This window comes from Aquibium oceanicum (assembly GCF_001889605.1).
GTDB classification, from domain to species: Bacteria; Pseudomonadota; Alphaproteobacteria; order Rhizobiales; family Rhizobiaceae; genus Aquibium; species Aquibium oceanicum.
In genome coordinates, this window is sequence record NZ_CP018171.1 from 5,094,817 (window position 1) to 5,110,100 (window position 15,284).

14 protein-coding genes are annotated in these 15,284 nt (G+C 66.1%); 8 read left to right on the plus strand and 6 right to left on the minus strand.

What is annotated here, in order from left to right; genetic code table 11:
- Nucleotides 1-198: 198 nt before the first annotated feature.
- On the minus strand, nucleotides 199-612 hold the full coding sequence (locus BSQ44_RS24975) for a hypothetical protein (RefSeq protein WP_072607709.1): 414 nt from the start codon (nucleotides 610-612) through the stop codon (nucleotides 199-201).
- 176 nt (nucleotides 613-788) lie between these two features.
- Complete coding sequence (locus BSQ44_RS24980) at nucleotides 789-2,459, minus strand: acyl-CoA synthetase (RefSeq protein WP_235633309.1); 1,671 nt, start codon at nucleotides 2,457-2,459, stop codon at nucleotides 789-791.
- Between the two features lie 100 nt (nucleotides 2,460-2,559).
- On the opposite strand from BSQ44_RS24980, the gene BSQ44_RS24985 reads away from it, so the two are divergent.
- Both BSQ44_RS24985 and BSQ44_RS24990 read left to right on the plus strand, forming a co-directional pair.
- Nucleotides 2,560-2,844 (plus strand): hypothetical protein, encoded by a 285-nt coding sequence (locus BSQ44_RS24985; protein ID WP_072607710.1) that lies wholly within the window; start codon nucleotides 2,560-2,562, stop codon nucleotides 2,842-2,844.
- Between the two features lie 86 nt (nucleotides 2,845-2,930).
- On the plus strand, nucleotides 2,931-3,668 hold the full coding sequence (locus BSQ44_RS24990; protein ID WP_157894692.1) for an undecaprenyl diphosphate synthase family protein: 738 nt from the start codon (nucleotides 2,931-2,933) through the stop codon (nucleotides 3,666-3,668).
- Nucleotides 3,669-3,688: 20 nt separating this feature from the next.
- Here BSQ44_RS24990 and BSQ44_RS24995 read toward each other — a convergent pair whose 3' ends face one another.
- Entirely contained in the window at nucleotides 3,689-4,456 is a 768-nt protein-coding gene (locus tag BSQ44_RS24995; RefSeq protein WP_072607712.1) for a sulfite exporter TauE/SafE family protein, read from the minus strand.
- 168 nt (nucleotides 4,457-4,624) lie between these two features.
- Here BSQ44_RS24995 and BSQ44_RS25000 point away from each other — a divergent pair, with 168 nt between their 5' ends.
- The 5 genes from BSQ44_RS25000 (at nucleotide 4,625) to BSQ44_RS25020 (ending at nucleotide 8,363) form a co-directional block, all read left to right on the plus strand.
- Entirely contained in the window at nucleotides 4,625-5,287 is a 663-nt protein-coding gene (locus tag BSQ44_RS25000; protein ID WP_378215127.1) for a thiamine phosphate synthase, read from the plus strand.
- Nucleotides 5,284-6,276 (plus strand): SEL1-like repeat protein, encoded by a 993-nt coding sequence (locus BSQ44_RS25005; protein ID WP_072607714.1) that lies wholly within the window; start codon nucleotides 5,284-5,286, stop codon nucleotides 6,274-6,276. The genes BSQ44_RS25000 and BSQ44_RS25005 overlap by 4 nt, the downstream gene beginning before the upstream one ends.
- Before the next feature lie 106 nt (nucleotides 6,277-6,382).
- Nucleotides 6,383-6,781 (plus strand): VOC family protein, encoded by a 399-nt coding sequence (locus BSQ44_RS25010; RefSeq protein WP_072607715.1) that lies wholly within the window; start codon nucleotides 6,383-6,385, stop codon nucleotides 6,779-6,781.
- A gap of 181 nt (nucleotides 6,782-6,962) precedes the next feature.
- Nucleotides 6,963-7,529, plus strand: coding sequence for an elongation factor P (gene efp / locus BSQ44_RS25015; RefSeq protein ID WP_072607716.1), 567 nt, complete (start codon nucleotides 6,963-6,965; stop codon nucleotides 7,527-7,529).
- Nucleotides 7,530-7,559: 30 nt separating this feature from the next.
- Nucleotides 7,560-8,363 carry an inositol monophosphatase family protein gene (locus tag BSQ44_RS25020; protein ID WP_072607717.1) on the plus strand — a complete coding sequence of 268 codons (804 nt, stop codon included), beginning with the start codon at nucleotides 7,560-7,562 and terminating at the stop codon, nucleotides 8,361-8,363.
- 30 nt (nucleotides 8,364-8,393) lie between these two features.
- Here the strand turns inward: BSQ44_RS25020 and BSQ44_RS25025 are convergent, their stop codons facing one another.
- A complete protein-coding gene (locus tag BSQ44_RS25025; RefSeq protein WP_072607718.1) occupies nucleotides 8,394-9,188 on the minus strand; it encodes a 3-hydroxybutyrate dehydrogenase in 795 nt (264 codons plus the stop codon).
- 194 nt (nucleotides 9,189-9,382) lie between these two features.
- Between BSQ44_RS25025 and BSQ44_RS25030 the strand changes: the two genes are divergently transcribed.
- Nucleotides 9,383-11,011, plus strand: coding sequence for an MFS transporter (locus BSQ44_RS25030; protein WP_072607719.1), 1,629 nt, complete (start codon nucleotides 9,383-9,385; stop codon nucleotides 11,009-11,011).
- Between the two features lie 68 nt (nucleotides 11,012-11,079).
- Here the strand turns inward: BSQ44_RS25030 and BSQ44_RS25035 are convergent, their stop codons facing one another.
- Nucleotides 11,080-14,160, minus strand: coding sequence for an efflux RND transporter permease subunit (locus BSQ44_RS25035; RefSeq protein WP_072607720.1), 3,081 nt, complete (start codon nucleotides 14,158-14,160; stop codon nucleotides 11,080-11,082).
- The gene (locus tag BSQ44_RS25040) at nucleotides 14,157-15,284 is read right to left on the minus strand and encodes an efflux RND transporter periplasmic adaptor subunit (protein WP_072608283.1); all 1,128 of its coding nucleotides are present in this window, start codon (nucleotides 15,282-15,284) and stop codon (nucleotides 14,157-14,159) included. The genes BSQ44_RS25035 and BSQ44_RS25040 overlap by 4 nt, the downstream gene beginning before the upstream one ends.

Below are 15,284 nucleotides of genomic sequence, written 5' to 3' on the forward strand. Positions count from 1 at the left end.
GTTAACGCCGACGCCTTCGTGACGGCCGACGCGGGGCAAAAAAAAGAGCCGCGGAAAGCGGCTCTCAGGAGTTAAACAGGGAGGCGTCAAACAGAGCAGCCCAGCCGCTCGGTCAGAATCCAGAAGACTGGATGGACATAGTAAACACCCGTAAAGCTTAACGCAGGGTTAACGCCTCGAACGAAATCTTCATTCTCTTCAAGACGCCCGGGCCGCGACCATGTCACGCTGCCCGACCGAACCCCACACCACGGGAAGCGCGATCCAGGCAAACATCAGCATTCCCGCGAAGAAACCGAGCGAGGCGACGGCCACCACCGGCTCGATGGCCTCGTTGCCGGCCAGCAGGAAGTAGAGCCCGACGAGCAGAAAAATCCCGCTCACCGACTGGAGCCAGAAATGGACCCGGGCCAGCAGCGACCGGCCGACCGAGGGATAGAGGTGATAGAAGAACCCGAAGACCGCCGACATGAGCCAACCCGCCACCATGGCGTGGGCGTGAACCGGCATCTGGCCGTGGTCGTGGGTGATCGACATGTGCAGCCCCAGCGACATGCCGAGAATTCCGTAGACGATGGCGAGGGTGAAGAAGTTGCGTGCAGCGCCCTGCATTTCGAAAGTTCCTTTCCAGAACGAAGGTCCAGGCGACCGCGCGGCGCCATAGGGCGTCGGGTCGTCTCGGGCGGTCGGTTAGCATGGGATCCGTATCCGCCCCGTGTCTTGTGTACTCGGCTGCGTGACGGGAACTGTTACATTTTCCACAGGACGCTAAAATTCGTCACAGCCCCTCACAGACCCTTCGCCATCTCCCTCAGCCGGAACTTCTGGATCTTTCCCGTCGAGGTCTTCGGGATTTCGGAAAACACCACCTGGCGAGGCACCTTGTAGCGGGCGAGCAGGCCGCGGCAGTGCTCGATGATCTCGGCTTCGCTCGCCGTCCGGCCGGGCCTGAGCTCGACATAGGCGACCGGCGTCTCGCCCCATTTCTCGTCGCTCTTGGCCACCACGCCGCAGGAGGCGACGGCCGGATGCTTGTAGAGCGCGTCCTCCACCTCGATCGACGAGATGTTCTCCCCGCCGGAAATGATGATGTCCTTGGAACGGTCCTTGAGCTGGATGTAGCCGTCCGGATGCATGACGCCGAGGTCGCCCGAATGAAACCAGCCGCCGGCCAGCGCCTCCTCGGTGGCCGGCCGGTTCTTCAGGTAGCCCTTCATGACGATGTTGCCCCGGAACATGACCTCGCCGATGGTCTCGCCGTCTGCCGGCGTCTCGACCATCGTCTCCGGATCCATGACCGTGAGCCCTTCCAGCGCCGCATAGCGGACTCCCTGGCGTGCCTTGCGGGCCGAGCGCGCGCCCTTTTCGAGACCGTCCCATTCGCCCTTCCACTCGTTGACGACGGCGGGACCGTAGGTCTCGGTGAGACCGTAGAGATGCGTCACCGCGAAGCCGGCGTCCGCCATGCCCGAAAGCACGCTTTCCGGGGGCGGCGCGGCGGCGGTGTTGAAGGTTACGGTCTGCGGAAACTCTCGTTTCTCCTCGTCGGGCGCGTTGATCAGCGTCGACATGACCACCGGCGCACCGCAGAGATGCGTCACGCCGTGGTCGGCGATGGCGTCGTACATGGCCTTCGCCCGCACCCAGCGCAGGCACACATGCGCGCCCGCCTGCACGGCCAGCGTCCAGGGGAAGCACCAGCCGTTGCAGTGGAACATCGGCAGGGTCCACAGATAGACCGGATGACGACCCATGCCGGCGTGGATGGTGTTGGCATAGGCCATCAGCGCGGCGCCGCGATGGTGGTAGACCACGCCCTTGGGATTGCCCGTCGTGCCGGACGTGTAGTTGAGCGCGATGGCGTCCCATTCGTCGTCGGGCATCGACCAGGCGAAATCGGCATCGCCCGAACCAAGGAACGCCTCGTAGTCCAGCGTCCCGATGCGCTCGCCCTTTGGAAAGGGAGCGTCGGCGGGATAATGCTGGTCGTCGTAGTCGATGACCAGCGGCTTCACCTTGGTCATTTTCAGCGCCTCCCCGACCACGCCGGAGAACTCGCGGTCGACGATCAGCACCTTCGTCTCGGCATGGTCGAGCTGGAAGGCGATGATGGCCGCGTCGAGCCGCGTGTTGAGCGAATGCAGCACCGCCTTCACCATCGGCACGCCGAAATGCGCCTCCAGCATGGCCGGCGTGTTGGACAGCATCACCGTCACCGTGTCGCCCTTGCCGATGCCCTTCGCAGCCAGCGCGGACGCCAGTTGGCGGGTGCGGGAATAGAAATCACGGTATGTGAGCTTTGCCGACCCATGGATGACGGCAATCTGGTCGGGAAAGGTCCGCGCGGCACGCTCCAGGTAGGTCAGCGGCGTCAGCGGCTGGTGGTTGGCCGGATTTCGCTCCAGCCCCTCGTCGTACATGCCCCCCGCCGCGGCGCGGCCGGAATGCTCCGTGTCCATGCAACCTCCCTTCATTTCATATCCCGGCGCGCGTATATTGCCACTCGTGCCGGTGCCACAGTGACGTGCCGATGGCCGGCTCGCAAGCGGGAGTCTCGCAATGAAGGCGCAGGGATCGAAAGGGCTTTTCGAGAGCATGCCACGCGACACCGGTCGCCAGGCCGTCCTCAAGACCCTGCTCGCCAGCAAGGAACCGGTGAAGACGCGCGATCTGGTCGTGCGGACGCATGAAGCGCATCCGGAAATCCACCTGGACCCGAAGGCCGCATCCGAAATCGTCCAGAGCGCCGTACGCGAAGGCCTGATCGACGTCGCGGGCAAGGGCCAGGAACTGCGCATCCAGCTGACGCCGTACGGAAGCGACGTGGCGAAGAACATCGACTGACAATTGCCGTCATGCGCGAATTGTCCCGCCAAGAGGACTTCGCGCTACTTGCCGACTTGATCAGGGGCGTGGGGGAGTTGGTGGCGATGGATTACCTCGCCGTGTTCATCCTTGCCGCGATCGTCGCGATTGCGGAACTGGTCGCGCGCTACAAGGACAATCCGTCCCGGGCGCTGAGGACCGGGCCGGCGATGCTGTACATCGCCTTCAACGGCGCGATCGGCGTAATCGCGCTCTATCTCACCAAAGTCTTCGCGCCCGATCTCTTCGGCTATAGCGACTGCGTCGCAGCGACCCCGCCCGGCGATTGCGGCAAGGCTCGGTTGTCCATGGTGCTGGCGGCCAGTCTCGGATCGCTGGCGGTCATGCGTTCGGCCTTCGCGCGCGTGACGATCCAGGGCGAGGAACTCGGTGTCGGGCCTTCTGCGATCATCGAGATCTTCCAGCGGGCTCTCGACCGCGAGGTCGACCGGCAGCGGGCATTCCGGAGAATGGACGAACTGCCGCCGGCATTGCGCGACATGCCGCTCGACATCGTCAACACCACGCTGCCGGCTCTCTGCATAGAGTTGATGCAGAACCTCTCCGCCGACGAGAAGCAGGCGCTCGACCAGCGCATCAAGCTGGTTACGGAACTCAAGGTGCATGAGAAGATGCGGCCGCTGATCGTGGCGCTCATCCTGCAGGAGTACGTCGGAAAGGACGTGCTGGTGCGGGCGTTTACGAAGATCGCAGAGGACTACAAGGATGTGCTCGACGAGATACGTGACGCCCGCTCCAACGCCGCAGCACTCGTCAGCGCCGCCGACTTCGGCGGTTCATAGATGCAGTGCGCTGCGATCGATCAGAAGACCGCCACCGCGCCGTCCCACAGCAGTTTCACCGCGACCAGCCCGACCGTCACGTAGGTGAACGAGTAGAATAGCTCCGGCTTCATGCGCTTGACGATGAACACGCCGGCGAGCGTGGCGACGAAGGCCACCGGCATCAGCACGAACGATGCCGAGAGATTGGCTGTATCGAGCTCCCCGAGCGCGAAGTACGGGACGAGCTTCACCGCGTTCATCACGGCGAAGTAGATCACGCTGGTGCCGACATAGACCTTGGGGTCGAGCTTGAGTGGAAGGGCGTAGACCTGGAAGGGCGGGCCGCCGGCATGCGCGACGAAGCTGGTGAAGCCGCTGACAATGCTCCAGACGATCCCCCGCGGGACGCTGTGCGGACGCGCGCTCTCGGCGCGCGACAGCTTCTGCAGGAACCAGCGCGAGACGAAAAGCAGGGTGACGACGCCGAGAATCAGCCGCACCATGTCCGGCGTCACGATCGCGGCCGTCAGCCAGCCGATGCCGATGCCGACCATCGCGCCCGGGAGCATGATCACCAGTGTCCGTCGGTCGAGGAAACCTCGCCACGACCAGAGCGAGACCATGTCCATCAGGACGAGGATCGGCAGCAGGATCGCGGCGGCTTGCACCGGCGGCATGGCGAGCGCCATCAGCGGCACGCCGACCAGCGCCATGGCTCCGCCGAGCCCGCCCTTGGCCAGCCCGACGAGGGCGACTGCCGGGATCGCAACGGCATAGAAGAGGGGATCGGAGAGCAAGGGAGTTATGGGCCGCGCGATGGGAGGAGATGCCCGCTTAGCCGGTTACCGTCGGCATTGCGAGGAGAAACTCGGACGCGAATGCCTCGCCGCGTCTGCTGGCCAAGCGGCGGCATGTCCTTTATGCCCAATTGCCACCACGATCCCGCGCCATAGGCCTGCCGCAGAATGGACCCGATGCAACCGATAATCCCCAACCGCTGCCGGCTCGTGCTGATCGCGCCGCAGGAAGACGATGCGTCCGTGCTGGAAGCGAGCCTCCGCGCCGCGCTTTCGGGCGGAGACGTGGCATCGCTGATACTGCCGCAATACGGGCTCGACGACGCTGCATTCCAGAAGCTGGCGGAGCGGATCGTGCCCTTGGGCCAGGAAGCGGGCGCCGCGGTCATGATCGCCGGCGACACCCGGGTCGCGGCGCGCGTCAAGGCAGACGGCGTTCACGTCGAAGGCGGCCGCGCCGCGCTGGCGGATGCGATCGACCGGCTGCAGGACAAGATGATGGTCGGGACCGGCGGCGCCAAGACGCGCGACGACGCGCTTGAACTCGGCGAACTGCGCCCGGACTACCTGTTCTTCGGCCGCTTCGGCTATGACACGGATCCGCAGCCGCATCCGCGCAACCTGACGCTGGGCCGCTGGTGGGCGGAGATGATCGAGGTTCCCTGCATCGTCATGGGGTCAAGCGAGATCGGCTCGGTTCGTGAGGTCTCGGACACGGGCGCCGAATTCGTGGCCCTGTCGCGCGCCGTGTTCGGGGAAGGCGTCGACCCCGCCGCTGCGGTCGCCGAAGCCAATCGCCTGCTCGACGAGGCCGCCCAGGCACCCGGGAAGGAAACGTGAAGCCGACGGCCCTTCTCATAGCGGCGGCGGTCTGCGCCCTCGTGCCGTCGGGCCTCCTGGCGGCGGAACCCGCCGGAACGAAAGCCTCCAAGCCGGAGAAGGCACTGGAGCAACAGGCCGGCGGGGCGTCCGGTTCGGCCGTCGATCCGACGCGCTTCGGCAAGAAGACCTCCGATCCGGCCTTCGGCGCCTTCCAGCGCGGCCTCTACATCACCGCCTACAATCTCGCCCTTCCGCGCGCCGAGAAAGGCGATCCGGCCGCACAGACGCTGGTCGCCGAGATCCTGTCGCGCGGCCTCGGCGTGGCCCGCAAGCCGGCCGAAGCCGCGGAATGGTACGGCAAGGCCGCGGAAGCCGGCATCCCGGAAGCGCGCTTCCAGTTCGCGCTGATCCTGATCGACGGCAAGTATGCGGGCAAGGACCCGGACCGCGCCTTCGCGCTGATGGAATCCGCCGCCGACACCGGCCACCGGCTCGCCGCCTTCAACCTCGCCCAGATGCTGATCGACCGGGAGCCCGGTCCGCGGGGGCTCGAAAAAGCGATCCCCTGGTACGAGAAGGCCGCGAAGGCGGGGCTGGCCGACGCGCAGTATGCCATGGCGCAGCTCTACGAGAACGGTGTCGGCGGGTTGAACGACGACGCCAAGGCGCTGTCCTACCTCACGCTCGCCGCCCGCCAGAATTTCGACACCGCCCAGCTCGACCTCGCGACCTGGCTGGTCGAGGGCCGTCTCGGAAAGCCCGACTACGAGGCGGGTTTCGCGTGGATGAAGAGGGCCGCCGAAAGCGGCAACGTCGCGGCGCAGAACCGCCTCGCGAAGCTCTACGTCTACGGCCTCGGCACCGAGCCGGATCCGATCCTGGCCGCGGCCTGGTACATCATCGCGCGCCGGGTGGGCCTGCGCGACGTCGAGATGGACGATTTCCTCCAGGGTCTCACGCCCGAGGAGCAGAAGACGGCGATCGAGCGGGCGAACCGGCTGCGCTGACCCGGCGTGTCCCCGAGCAGGCGCTGATCCCTGCTGCCAGAACGGTGTCAGGAGGACCGTGCGATATGTCCCCCGGCCGCGACCCGGCACCACCGAGGGACTTGTCATGAAATTCGCTTCCGTGCGCCTGATCGCCGCCGATATCGAGAAGATGGTCGCCTTCTATGAAAGGGTGACGGAGACGGCCGCCGAATGGCTGGCGCCGCAGTTCGCCGAGATCGTCACGCCGTCGGCGACCCTCGCCATCGGCAGCTCCGAAACCGTGGCGATCTTCGCCGAGGGCAGCGCCGAAGCCTGCGCCAACCGGACCGTCATCATCGAGTTCATGGTCGACGACGTCGACGCCGCCTACGAGCGGCTGAAGGACGGCCTGCACCTGGTGCACCCGCCGAAGACCATGCCGTGGAGCAACCGGTCCGTCCAGTTCCGCGATCCTGAAGGCACGGCGGTGGCCTTGTTCATGCCGCAGACGGATGCGGCCAAGGCGCGTTTCGCCGCGCGGTAGGTTCTTTCGATCGATCTCCGGCCGGGCGGCACGCGCCGCGCCTTGCCGTCCCTGGCGACCTGCTCGGTCGTCCAGGCCCGCGATCCGATAATGGAGGCTCCCTTGCCTCTCCGGGCGATTTGTGGTCTTGGGAGCGCCGAACTGCGCGGCTTGCGCGAAATCCCATTTCCGGAATACCCCAATGGCCAAGATCAACGGCAACGAAATCCGTCCCGGCAACGTCATCGAGCACAATGGCGGCCTGTGGGTCGCGGTGAAGACCAACGCGGTGAAGCCCGGCAAGGGCGGCGCCTACAACCAGGTCGAGCTGAAGAACCTGATCGACGGGACCAAGCTCAACGAGCGCTTCCGCTCCGCCGAGACGGTCGAGAAGGTGCGCCTCGAGCAGAAGGACTTCTCCTACCTCTACGAGCAGGGCGAAGCGCTGGTCTTCATGGACACCGAGAGCTACGAGCAGCTCGAACTGCAGAAGGATTTCGTCGGCGACCGCGCCGCCTTCCTGCAGGACGGCATGATGGTGACGGTCGAGCTCTACGAGGAAAAGCCGATCGGCATCTCGCTGCCCGACCAGGTGGCGCTGACGATCACGGAAGCCGATCCGGTGGTGAAGGGCCAGACGGCGGCCTCTTCCTACAAGCCTGCGATCCTGGAGAACGGCATCCGGGTCATGGTTCCGCCCTTCATCGAGTCGGGCGAGAAGATCCTCGTCGACACGAACGAGATCACCTACATCCGCCGCGCCGACTAGCGGCATTCTCGACAAGGCAGGTTCCGGCTTATGGCGTATTCCGCGCTGATGAGGGTCATGGTGGAGGCCGCGCGCAAGGCGGGCCGCTCGCTCGCGCGCGATTTCGGCGAGGTGCAGAACCTCCAGGTCTCCATGAAAGGCCCGGGCGACTACGTGAGCCAGGCCGACCGCAAGGCCGAGGAGATCATCTACACGGAACTGGCCCGTGCGCGCCCGGGCTACTCCTTCCTGATGGAAGAGCGCGGCGTGGTGGAGGGCGAGGACGCCCAGCACCGCTGGATCGTGGATCCGCTCGACGGCACCACGAATTTCCTGCACGGCATCCCGATGTTCGCGATTTCGATCGCGCTGGAACGCCAGGGCCAGTTGACGGCGGGCCTCGTCTACAATCCCGCCATGGACGAACTCTACACCGCCGAACGCGGCGGCGGAGCCTTCATGAACGACCGCCGGCTGCGCGTCGCAGGCCGCTCTAAGCTTTCCGACTGCGTCATCGGCAACGGCATCCCCCATCTCGGCCGAGGCCACCACGGCAATGCGCTGATCGAACTGCGCAACGTCATGGGCGAGGTCTCGGGCATCCGCCGCATGGGCTCGGCAGCCCTCGACCTCGCCTACGTCGCCGCGGGCCGCATGGACGGCTTCTGGGAGAACGGGCTCTCGCCGTGGGACATGGCGGCCGGCATTCTGATCATCCGCGAGGCGGGCGGCTTCGTCAGCGACAGGGACGGCGGTGCCGCCATGCTGGACACAGGCGGCATCGTCGCCGGCAACGAGGCGATCCACCGGGCGCTGCTCAAGCAGCTCAAGAAACCGGCGACCGCGGCGCGCTAGCCGCCGGGCTCCTCGCTCTTTTCCCTGACCTCAGGCCGCGGTCCAGCCGCCGTCGACCGACAGCGTCGTGCCGGTGATCTGCGCGGCATCCTCCGAACACAGGAACGCGGTCGCTCCGGCGATCTGCTCGACCGTCGCGAACTGCTTCGACGGCTGCTTTTCGAGAATGATGTCGCGGATCGTCGTCTCCCGGTCCAGCCCGGCCTCGCGCGCGCGGTCGTCGATCTGTGTCTCGACCAGCGGGGTGAGCACGAAGCCGGGGCAGACGGCGTTGCAGGTCACGCCCTCGCCGGCGAGTTCCAGCGCGATCGTCTTGGTCAGACCGACGACCCCGTGCTTGGCCGCCACGTAGGCCGACTTGTTGGGCGAGGCGCGCAGTCCGTGCGCGGAAGCGATGTTGACGATGCGCCCCCATCCGGCCGAACGCATCGCCGGGATCGCCGCGGCCGAGGTGTGGAAGGCCGAGGACAGGTTGATCGCTATGATCGCGTCCCACTTCTCCACCGGAAACGTCTCGACCGGCGACACATGCTGGATGCCGGCATTGTTGATCAGGATGTCGACCGCGCCGAACCGCTCGATGCTCTTCTCCACGAGCGCCCGGCATTCGTCGGGCTTCGACATGTCGGCGCGCATGTAGATTGCGTCCACGCCGTGTTTCTCGGCCAAGCCGGAAGCGATCGCATGATCCGCCTCGGTATCGGTGAAGGAGTTCACGACGACGTTGCAGCCGCCGGCGGCGAGGCGCTCGGCGATGGCCAGACCTATCCCCGATGTCGAACCGGTTACGACGGCGGTCCTCCCGGCTTGGCGTGGCGCTGTCATGGTCGGCATTCTCCCTGCGTTGCGCCGCCATATTGCGTCGCGGCAGAAAGAACGCAATGCAGCAGAAACACTTACCGCTCCGGTCGCCGCTCGCGATTGCTCGGAAAATGGCCTACCCGGGCTTGGCGGGACGCTCCAACCCGCTATGACATGGAGGAGGAGAGATTTCAGCGGTCAGGAAGGACATCGTCGCGGTGCCGGAACGGACATCCTCGCTTGTGCCGTTCGAGCACTCCGTTTTCAGGAACGTGTGGGTGGCGAGCCTCGCGTCGAACCTCGGCGCGCTGATCCAGGCGGTCGGCGCGGCGTGGCTGATGACCTCGATCGCGGCGTCGGCCGACCTCGTCGCGCTGGTCCAGGCCTCCACGACGCTGCCGGTGATGATCTTTTCGCTCGCATCCGGCGCGCTCGCGGACAGCTTCGATCGCCGCCGCGTCATGATCGTGGCGCAGCTGTTCATGCTGGTGATCTCGGTCGCGCTGGCGTTGTTCGCGTGGCTCGGCACGATGTCGCCCTGGCTTCTGCTCGGCTTCACCTTCCTCATCGGCTGCGGCACGGCGCTCAACAATCCGTCCTGGCAGGCGTCCGTGGGGGACATGGTGCCGCGCTCGGCGCTGCCGGCGGCGGTGGCGCTCAACAGCGTCAATTTCAACCTGACGCGCAGCGTCGGCCCCGCGATCGGCGGACTGATCGTGGCAACGGCGGGGGCGGCCGCCGCCTTCGCGATCAATGCCGTGAGCTACCTGCCGCTGATCTTCGTGCTGTCGCGCTGGAAACCCGACGTCCAGCCCAACACTCTGCCGCCGGAACGCATGTGGACGGCCATGACCGCCGGGCTCCGATACGTGGCGATGTCGCCGCATATCGAGAAGGTGCTGCTGCGCGGCTTCGTGTTCGGCTTCACCGCGGTCGCCATGCTGGCGCTGCTGCCGCTGGTGACGCGCGACATGCTGGACGGCGGAGCGCTGCTCTACGGCCTGATGCTCGGATGTTACGGCATCGGCGCGGTCGGTGGCGCGTTCCTCGGCGGCCGGCTGCGGGAAGTGCTGTCCAACGAGACGATCGCGCGGATGGCCTTCATGGGGTTCGCCGTCTCGGCCTCGGTGACCGCGTGGAGCAGCCATGCCTGGCTGACCGGGCTCGCGGTCGCCCTCGGCGGCGCGTGCTGGGTCCTGGCGCTTGCGCTCTTCAACGTCACCGTCCAGCTTTCGACGCCGCGCTGGGTCCTCGGACGCGCGCTGGCGCTCTACCAGACAGCGACCTTCGGCGGCATGGCGCTCGGAAGCTGGGTCTGGGGCCTCGTGGCGGAGGAATACTCCATCTCATCGTCGCTGCTGGCGGCGGCGACCTTCATGGTCGTCGGGGCTGGGATCGGGCTGCGCCTCGCCCTCCCCGACCGCTCCTCGCTCGACCTCGACCCGCTGAACCGCTGGAAGGCGCCGCCGCTGGCGCTCGATCTCCAGTCGCGCAGCGGCCCGATGGTGATCCTGATCGAATACGTCATCCGGGAAGAGGACGTCCCGGCCTTCCTCGACGCCATGGCCGAGCGTCGTCGCATCCGGCGCCGCGATGGCGCGCGGCAGTGGGAACTGATGCGCGACACCGAGAAGCCGGAGCAGTGGATCGAGAGTTTCCACGTCCCGACCTGGCTCGACTACGTGCGTCACAACCAGCGCACGACCAAGGCAGACGCGTCCGTCAGCGACACGATCCGCGCACTCCACAGCGGCGCCGAGCCGCCGAGGGTCCACAGGATGGTGGTGCGCCCGGCGACCCGCCAGCGCGCCGCGAGGGATCCGAAGCCGCACGACGATCTCCACTGACGCGGCAAGGTATGGGCCGACCTGCCGTCGGCCGTCTCTGTGTCAGTTTCGGCCAGACATCCGCCGGATCACTCGGCGGGTGCGGCATGCGACTCGAAGGACGGCATCTCCGGTTCGGGCGGCAGGTCGCGCGAGGCCAGGAAGGTGTAGAACATCGGCACCACGAACAGCGTGAACATGGTTCCGACGATGAGGCCGGTGAAGATGACGAGGCCCATTGCCGAGCGCGCGGCCGCACCCGCGCCCGAGGCGGTGATGAGCGGCACCACGCCGAGTGCCATGGCGGCGGTGGTCATCAGGATGGGGCGCAGCCGCGTCTTGGCCGAGGCGATGATCGCCTCGCGCCGGCCGAGCCCGTGCATGTGACGCTGCTGGTTGGCGAACTCCACCAGAAGGATTCCGTGCTTGGTGATAAGGCCGACGAGCGTGATCAGACCGACCTGCGTGTAGATGTTCAGCGTGCCAATTCCCAGGTTCAGCGGCAGGATCGCGCCGAAGATCGACAGCGGCACCGACATCAGGATGATCAGGGGATCGCGGAAGCTCTCGAACTGCGCCGCCAGAACGAGGTAGATGACCACGACGGCGAGCGCGAAGGCGATGATGATGGTGTTGCCCTGCTGGCTCTCGATGCGCGACTGGCCCGAATAGTCGATGAAGAAGCCGTCCGGCAGAAGCGGCCGGGCGATCTCCTCGATCGTCGTCAGGCCGTCGCCGCTCGATACGGTCGGGATCGGCAGGGCCGAAATGGTCGCTGCGTTGAGCTGGTTGAACTGCTCGATGGAGGCCGGCGAGGCATTGGTGGAGATGGAGACCACGGCCGAGAGCGGCACCATCTCGCCGGAGACCGAGCGGATGAAGAAATCCCCCAGCCGCTCGGGATTGTTCCGGAACGCCTGCGGCACCTGCATGATGATGTCATAGCTGTTGGAATCGCGGTCGAACTGGGCGACGGACCCGCCGCCGACGAGCAGCGCCAGCGTCGACCCGATATCGCTGATCGGCAGGGAGAGCGCAGCGGCGCGGTCGCGGTCGATCGTCACCGTGATCTGCGGCGCGTCGAAGGAAAGCGAGTTCTGAACGACGATGAAGCGGCCGGACTGCTGCGCCTCGAGGCGGATCTTTTCCGCCACCTCGTAGACCCGCGCGGGATCGCCCGTTGAGCGGATCACGACCGAGATCGGCAGCCCGCCCCCGGTGCCCGGCAGCGAAGGCGGGGCGAAGACGAGCGCCTGGACGCCCGCCACCTTGGAGAGCCGCGCCTGGATGTCGGCCTGTATCTCCTTTTGCGAGCGGTCCCGCTCCGACCAATCCTTCAGCGCCCAGACGGAAAAGCCGGAATTCGTCTGCCCGCCCGAGCCGACGATGGAGAAGTTGGCCTTGACCTCCGGGACGTCGCTGGTCAGATCGCGGATCTGGTCGACATAGAGCTGCGTGTATTGGGTGGTGGCATAGCGGGGCGCGGTGATGAGCGCGAACAGGGCACCCGAATCTTCCTCCGGCGCCAGTTCGGTGGTGGTCTTGAAGAACATGAAGCCCGTGACCGAGACGAGGGCGATGACGACGAGCAGCGTGACCGGCCGATACTTCAACGAGCCGCCGACCCAGCGCTCGTAACCGTTGGCGAAGCGGTCGAAGAAGCGGTCGACCGCCTTCTGGAAGCGGCTGTGGTTGCCGGCCTTCAGGATGCGTGCCGACATCATCGGCGTGATGGTCAGCGCGACGATGCCCGAGATGATAACCGAACCCGCCAGGGTGAACGCGAATTCGCGGAACAGAGAGCCGGTGAGACCGCCGGTGAACATCAGCGGAGCGAACACTGCCGCGAGCGTGATCGTCATGGCCACGATCGAGGATGTGATCTCCGCCATCCCCTTGTAGGCGGCCTGGAAGGGCGGCAGTCCCTCCTCGATGTGCCGGTGGATGTTCTCCACCACCACGATCGCGTCGTCGACGACGAGGCCGATCGCCAGCACCATCGCGAGCAACGACAGGAGGTTGATCGAATAGCCCATCATGAACAGGAGGAAACAGACGCCGACCAGCGACAGCGGAATCGTGATTACCGGCATCACCACCGAGCGGAACGATCCCAGGAACAGGAGGATGACCACGACGACGATCGCGACCGCCTCGGCGATCGTCTTGAAGACCTCCTCGATGGAGGCGCTGATGGTTTCCGTCGAATCGTAGACCAGCTCGATCGTCATGCCGTCGGGCAGGCTGGCGCTGATCGCGGGCAGTTCGGCGATCACGTCGGCCGACGTGTCGAGCGGATTGGCGGAGGGCGTGGGGAAGATGCCGATGAAGGTGCCTTCCTCGCCGTTGAAGTTGACGACCGTATCCTCGCTCTCCGCCGCCAGTTCGACATCCGCCACGTCGAAGAGCCGCACGATGCCGTCCTCGTCGGATTTCAGCGGCAACTGTCCAAAAGCCTGCGGGTCCTGCAGCGTGGAGCGGAGGGTGATCGAGTTCGAAACGAAGGCGTTCTGGGTCTTGCCCGGCGCGGACAGGAAGTTCGAGGAGCGGATGGCGGCCAGGACGTCGGACGCCGTGAGCCCACGCGAGGCGAGCTTGATCGGGTCGATCCAGACCCGCATCGAGTATTCCTTGGCGCCGAGCACCTGCACGTCGGCGACGCCCTCGATGGTCGACATGCGCGGGCGGATGACGCGCTGGATGTACTCGGTCAGTTGCTCGGCGGTCATGTTCGGGTTCTGCATCGCCATGTACATGATGGCGAACTGCTGGCCCGTTCCCTTGACGATGACCGGATCGTCGGCGTCGGAAGGCAACTGGCCGCGAACCTGGTTGACCTTGGCGATCACCTCGGTCAGCGCGGCGTCGGGATTGGCGCCGAGCTGCATCTGCACGGTGACCACTGAGGCCGAGGGACGGCTCTGCGAGGTCACGTAGTCGATGTTCTCGGTGGTCGAGACGGCGGCCGAGATCGGCGCCGTGATGAACCCCTGGATGAGATCGGCGCTCGCGCCCGGATAGGTCGTCGTGACGGTGATCACCGTCTCCTCGACCTTCGGGTACTGCCTGACCGACAGGCTGAAGATGCCCTGCGCGCCGAGAAGCAGGATCAGGAAGGCGAGCACGGTCGACAGGACCGGCCGGCGGATGAACACGGTGGATATATTCATTGCGCGGGCGCCTGCTCGGCCGTCAGCTGCGGCTGGACAGTGTTGTCGACGACGACGGGAGAGCCATTGTTGAGCCGGTTCTGACCGGCCGTCACGACGAGGTCGCCCGTGTTCACCCCCTCGGTGATCTCGACCCGGCCATCGGAACGTCGTCCGGTTTTCACGAAGACCTGGCGCGCGACCAGGCCGTCCGCCGCCTCACCGGAAGCATCTTCGGCGGGCCGCACGACATAGACGTAATCGCCATAGAGACTGACGACGACCGCCGTCTGTGGAATGGCGATGACGTCGTCTTCCTGCGGCAGCACCACGCGCACCTGCACGAACTGGCCGGGCGCCAGCTTGCCGTCGGGGTTCGATATCTCGGCGCGGATCAGCACCAGCCGGGTCGACGGGTCCACCTTCGGTTCGATGCCGGTGATCTTGCCGGTGAACGGCATGTCGTTCTCGGTCACCCCGAAGCGGACCGGCTGGCCGATCTCCACCTGGTCGAGGCTCTGCTCGGGCACGGAGAAGTCCGCGCGCAGGACGTCGAGGTTCTGCAGCGTGGCGACCACCGTCCCGGGCGCGATGTACTGCCCGACGTCGATCCGCGGAATACCGAGCGTACCGCCGAACGGCGCCACCAGGCGCTTCTGCTCCAGCACCGCCTCCAGCTTGTCGACCTGAGCGGCCGAGGCCGACGCGGACGCCTGCGCCTGTTCGACCGACGTTTCCGAACCGACGCCGCGCTTCTGGAGCTCCTGCGCGCGCGTCAGGCTCTGCTCATCGAGCGCCGCCTGCGCGCGCTGGGCCGCCAGATCGGCCGCCTGCTGCGTGTCGTCGAGCTGCACGAGCAGATCGCCCTTCTCGACCTTCTCGTTGGCCTCGAAGTTGATCTCCTCGACGACGCCGGCGATCTCCACCGAGAGATCGACGCCGCGCGAGGCGCCCACGGTCCCGATCGCCTGGATGCCCGGCGTCCATGTCGCCGGCTCGACCTCCACGGTGGACACGGTCGTCGGGGCGACGGGCATGTCGGCGAAGAACTGATCGATCGCGTTGTCGCGGAACATGTTGAAGCCGACGATCCCTCCCACGACGATAACCAGCAGAACGATTGCGATGAGAAGACGTTTGATCAC

Coding starts and splice junctions, on each gene's coding strand:
- BSQ44_RS24975 (WP_072607709.1), bottom strand. CDS start 612: ATGCAGGGCGCTGCACGCAACTTCTTCACCCTCGCCATCGTCTACGGA.
- BSQ44_RS24980 (WP_235633309.1), bottom strand. CDS start 2,459: ATGGACACGGAGCATTCCGGCCGCGCCGCGGCGGGGGGCATGTACGAC.
- BSQ44_RS24985 (WP_072607710.1), top strand. CDS start 2,560: ATGAAGGCGCAGGGATCGAAAGGGCTTTTCGAGAGCATGCCACGCGAC.
- BSQ44_RS24990 (WP_157894692.1), top strand. CDS start 2,931: ATGGATTACCTCGCCGTGTTCATCCTTGCCGCGATCGTCGCGATTGCG.
- BSQ44_RS25000 (WP_378215127.1), top strand. CDS start 4,625: ATGCAACCGATAATCCCCAACCGCTGCCGGCTCGTGCTGATCGCGCCG.
- BSQ44_RS25010 (WP_072607715.1), top strand. CDS start 6,383: ATGAAATTCGCTTCCGTGCGCCTGATCGCCGCCGATATCGAGAAGATG.
- efp (WP_072607716.1), top strand. CDS start 6,963: ATGGCCAAGATCAACGGCAACGAAATCCGTCCCGGCAACGTCATCGAG.
- BSQ44_RS25020 (WP_072607717.1), top strand. CDS start 7,560: ATGGCGTATTCCGCGCTGATGAGGGTCATGGTGGAGGCCGCGCGCAAG.
- BSQ44_RS25025 (WP_072607718.1), bottom strand. CDS start 9,188: ATGACAGCGCCACGCCAAGCCGGGAGGACCGCCGTCGTAACCGGTTCG.
- BSQ44_RS25035 (WP_072607720.1), bottom strand. CDS start 14,160: ATGAATATATCCACCGTGTTCATCCGCCGGCCGGTCCTGTCGACCGTG.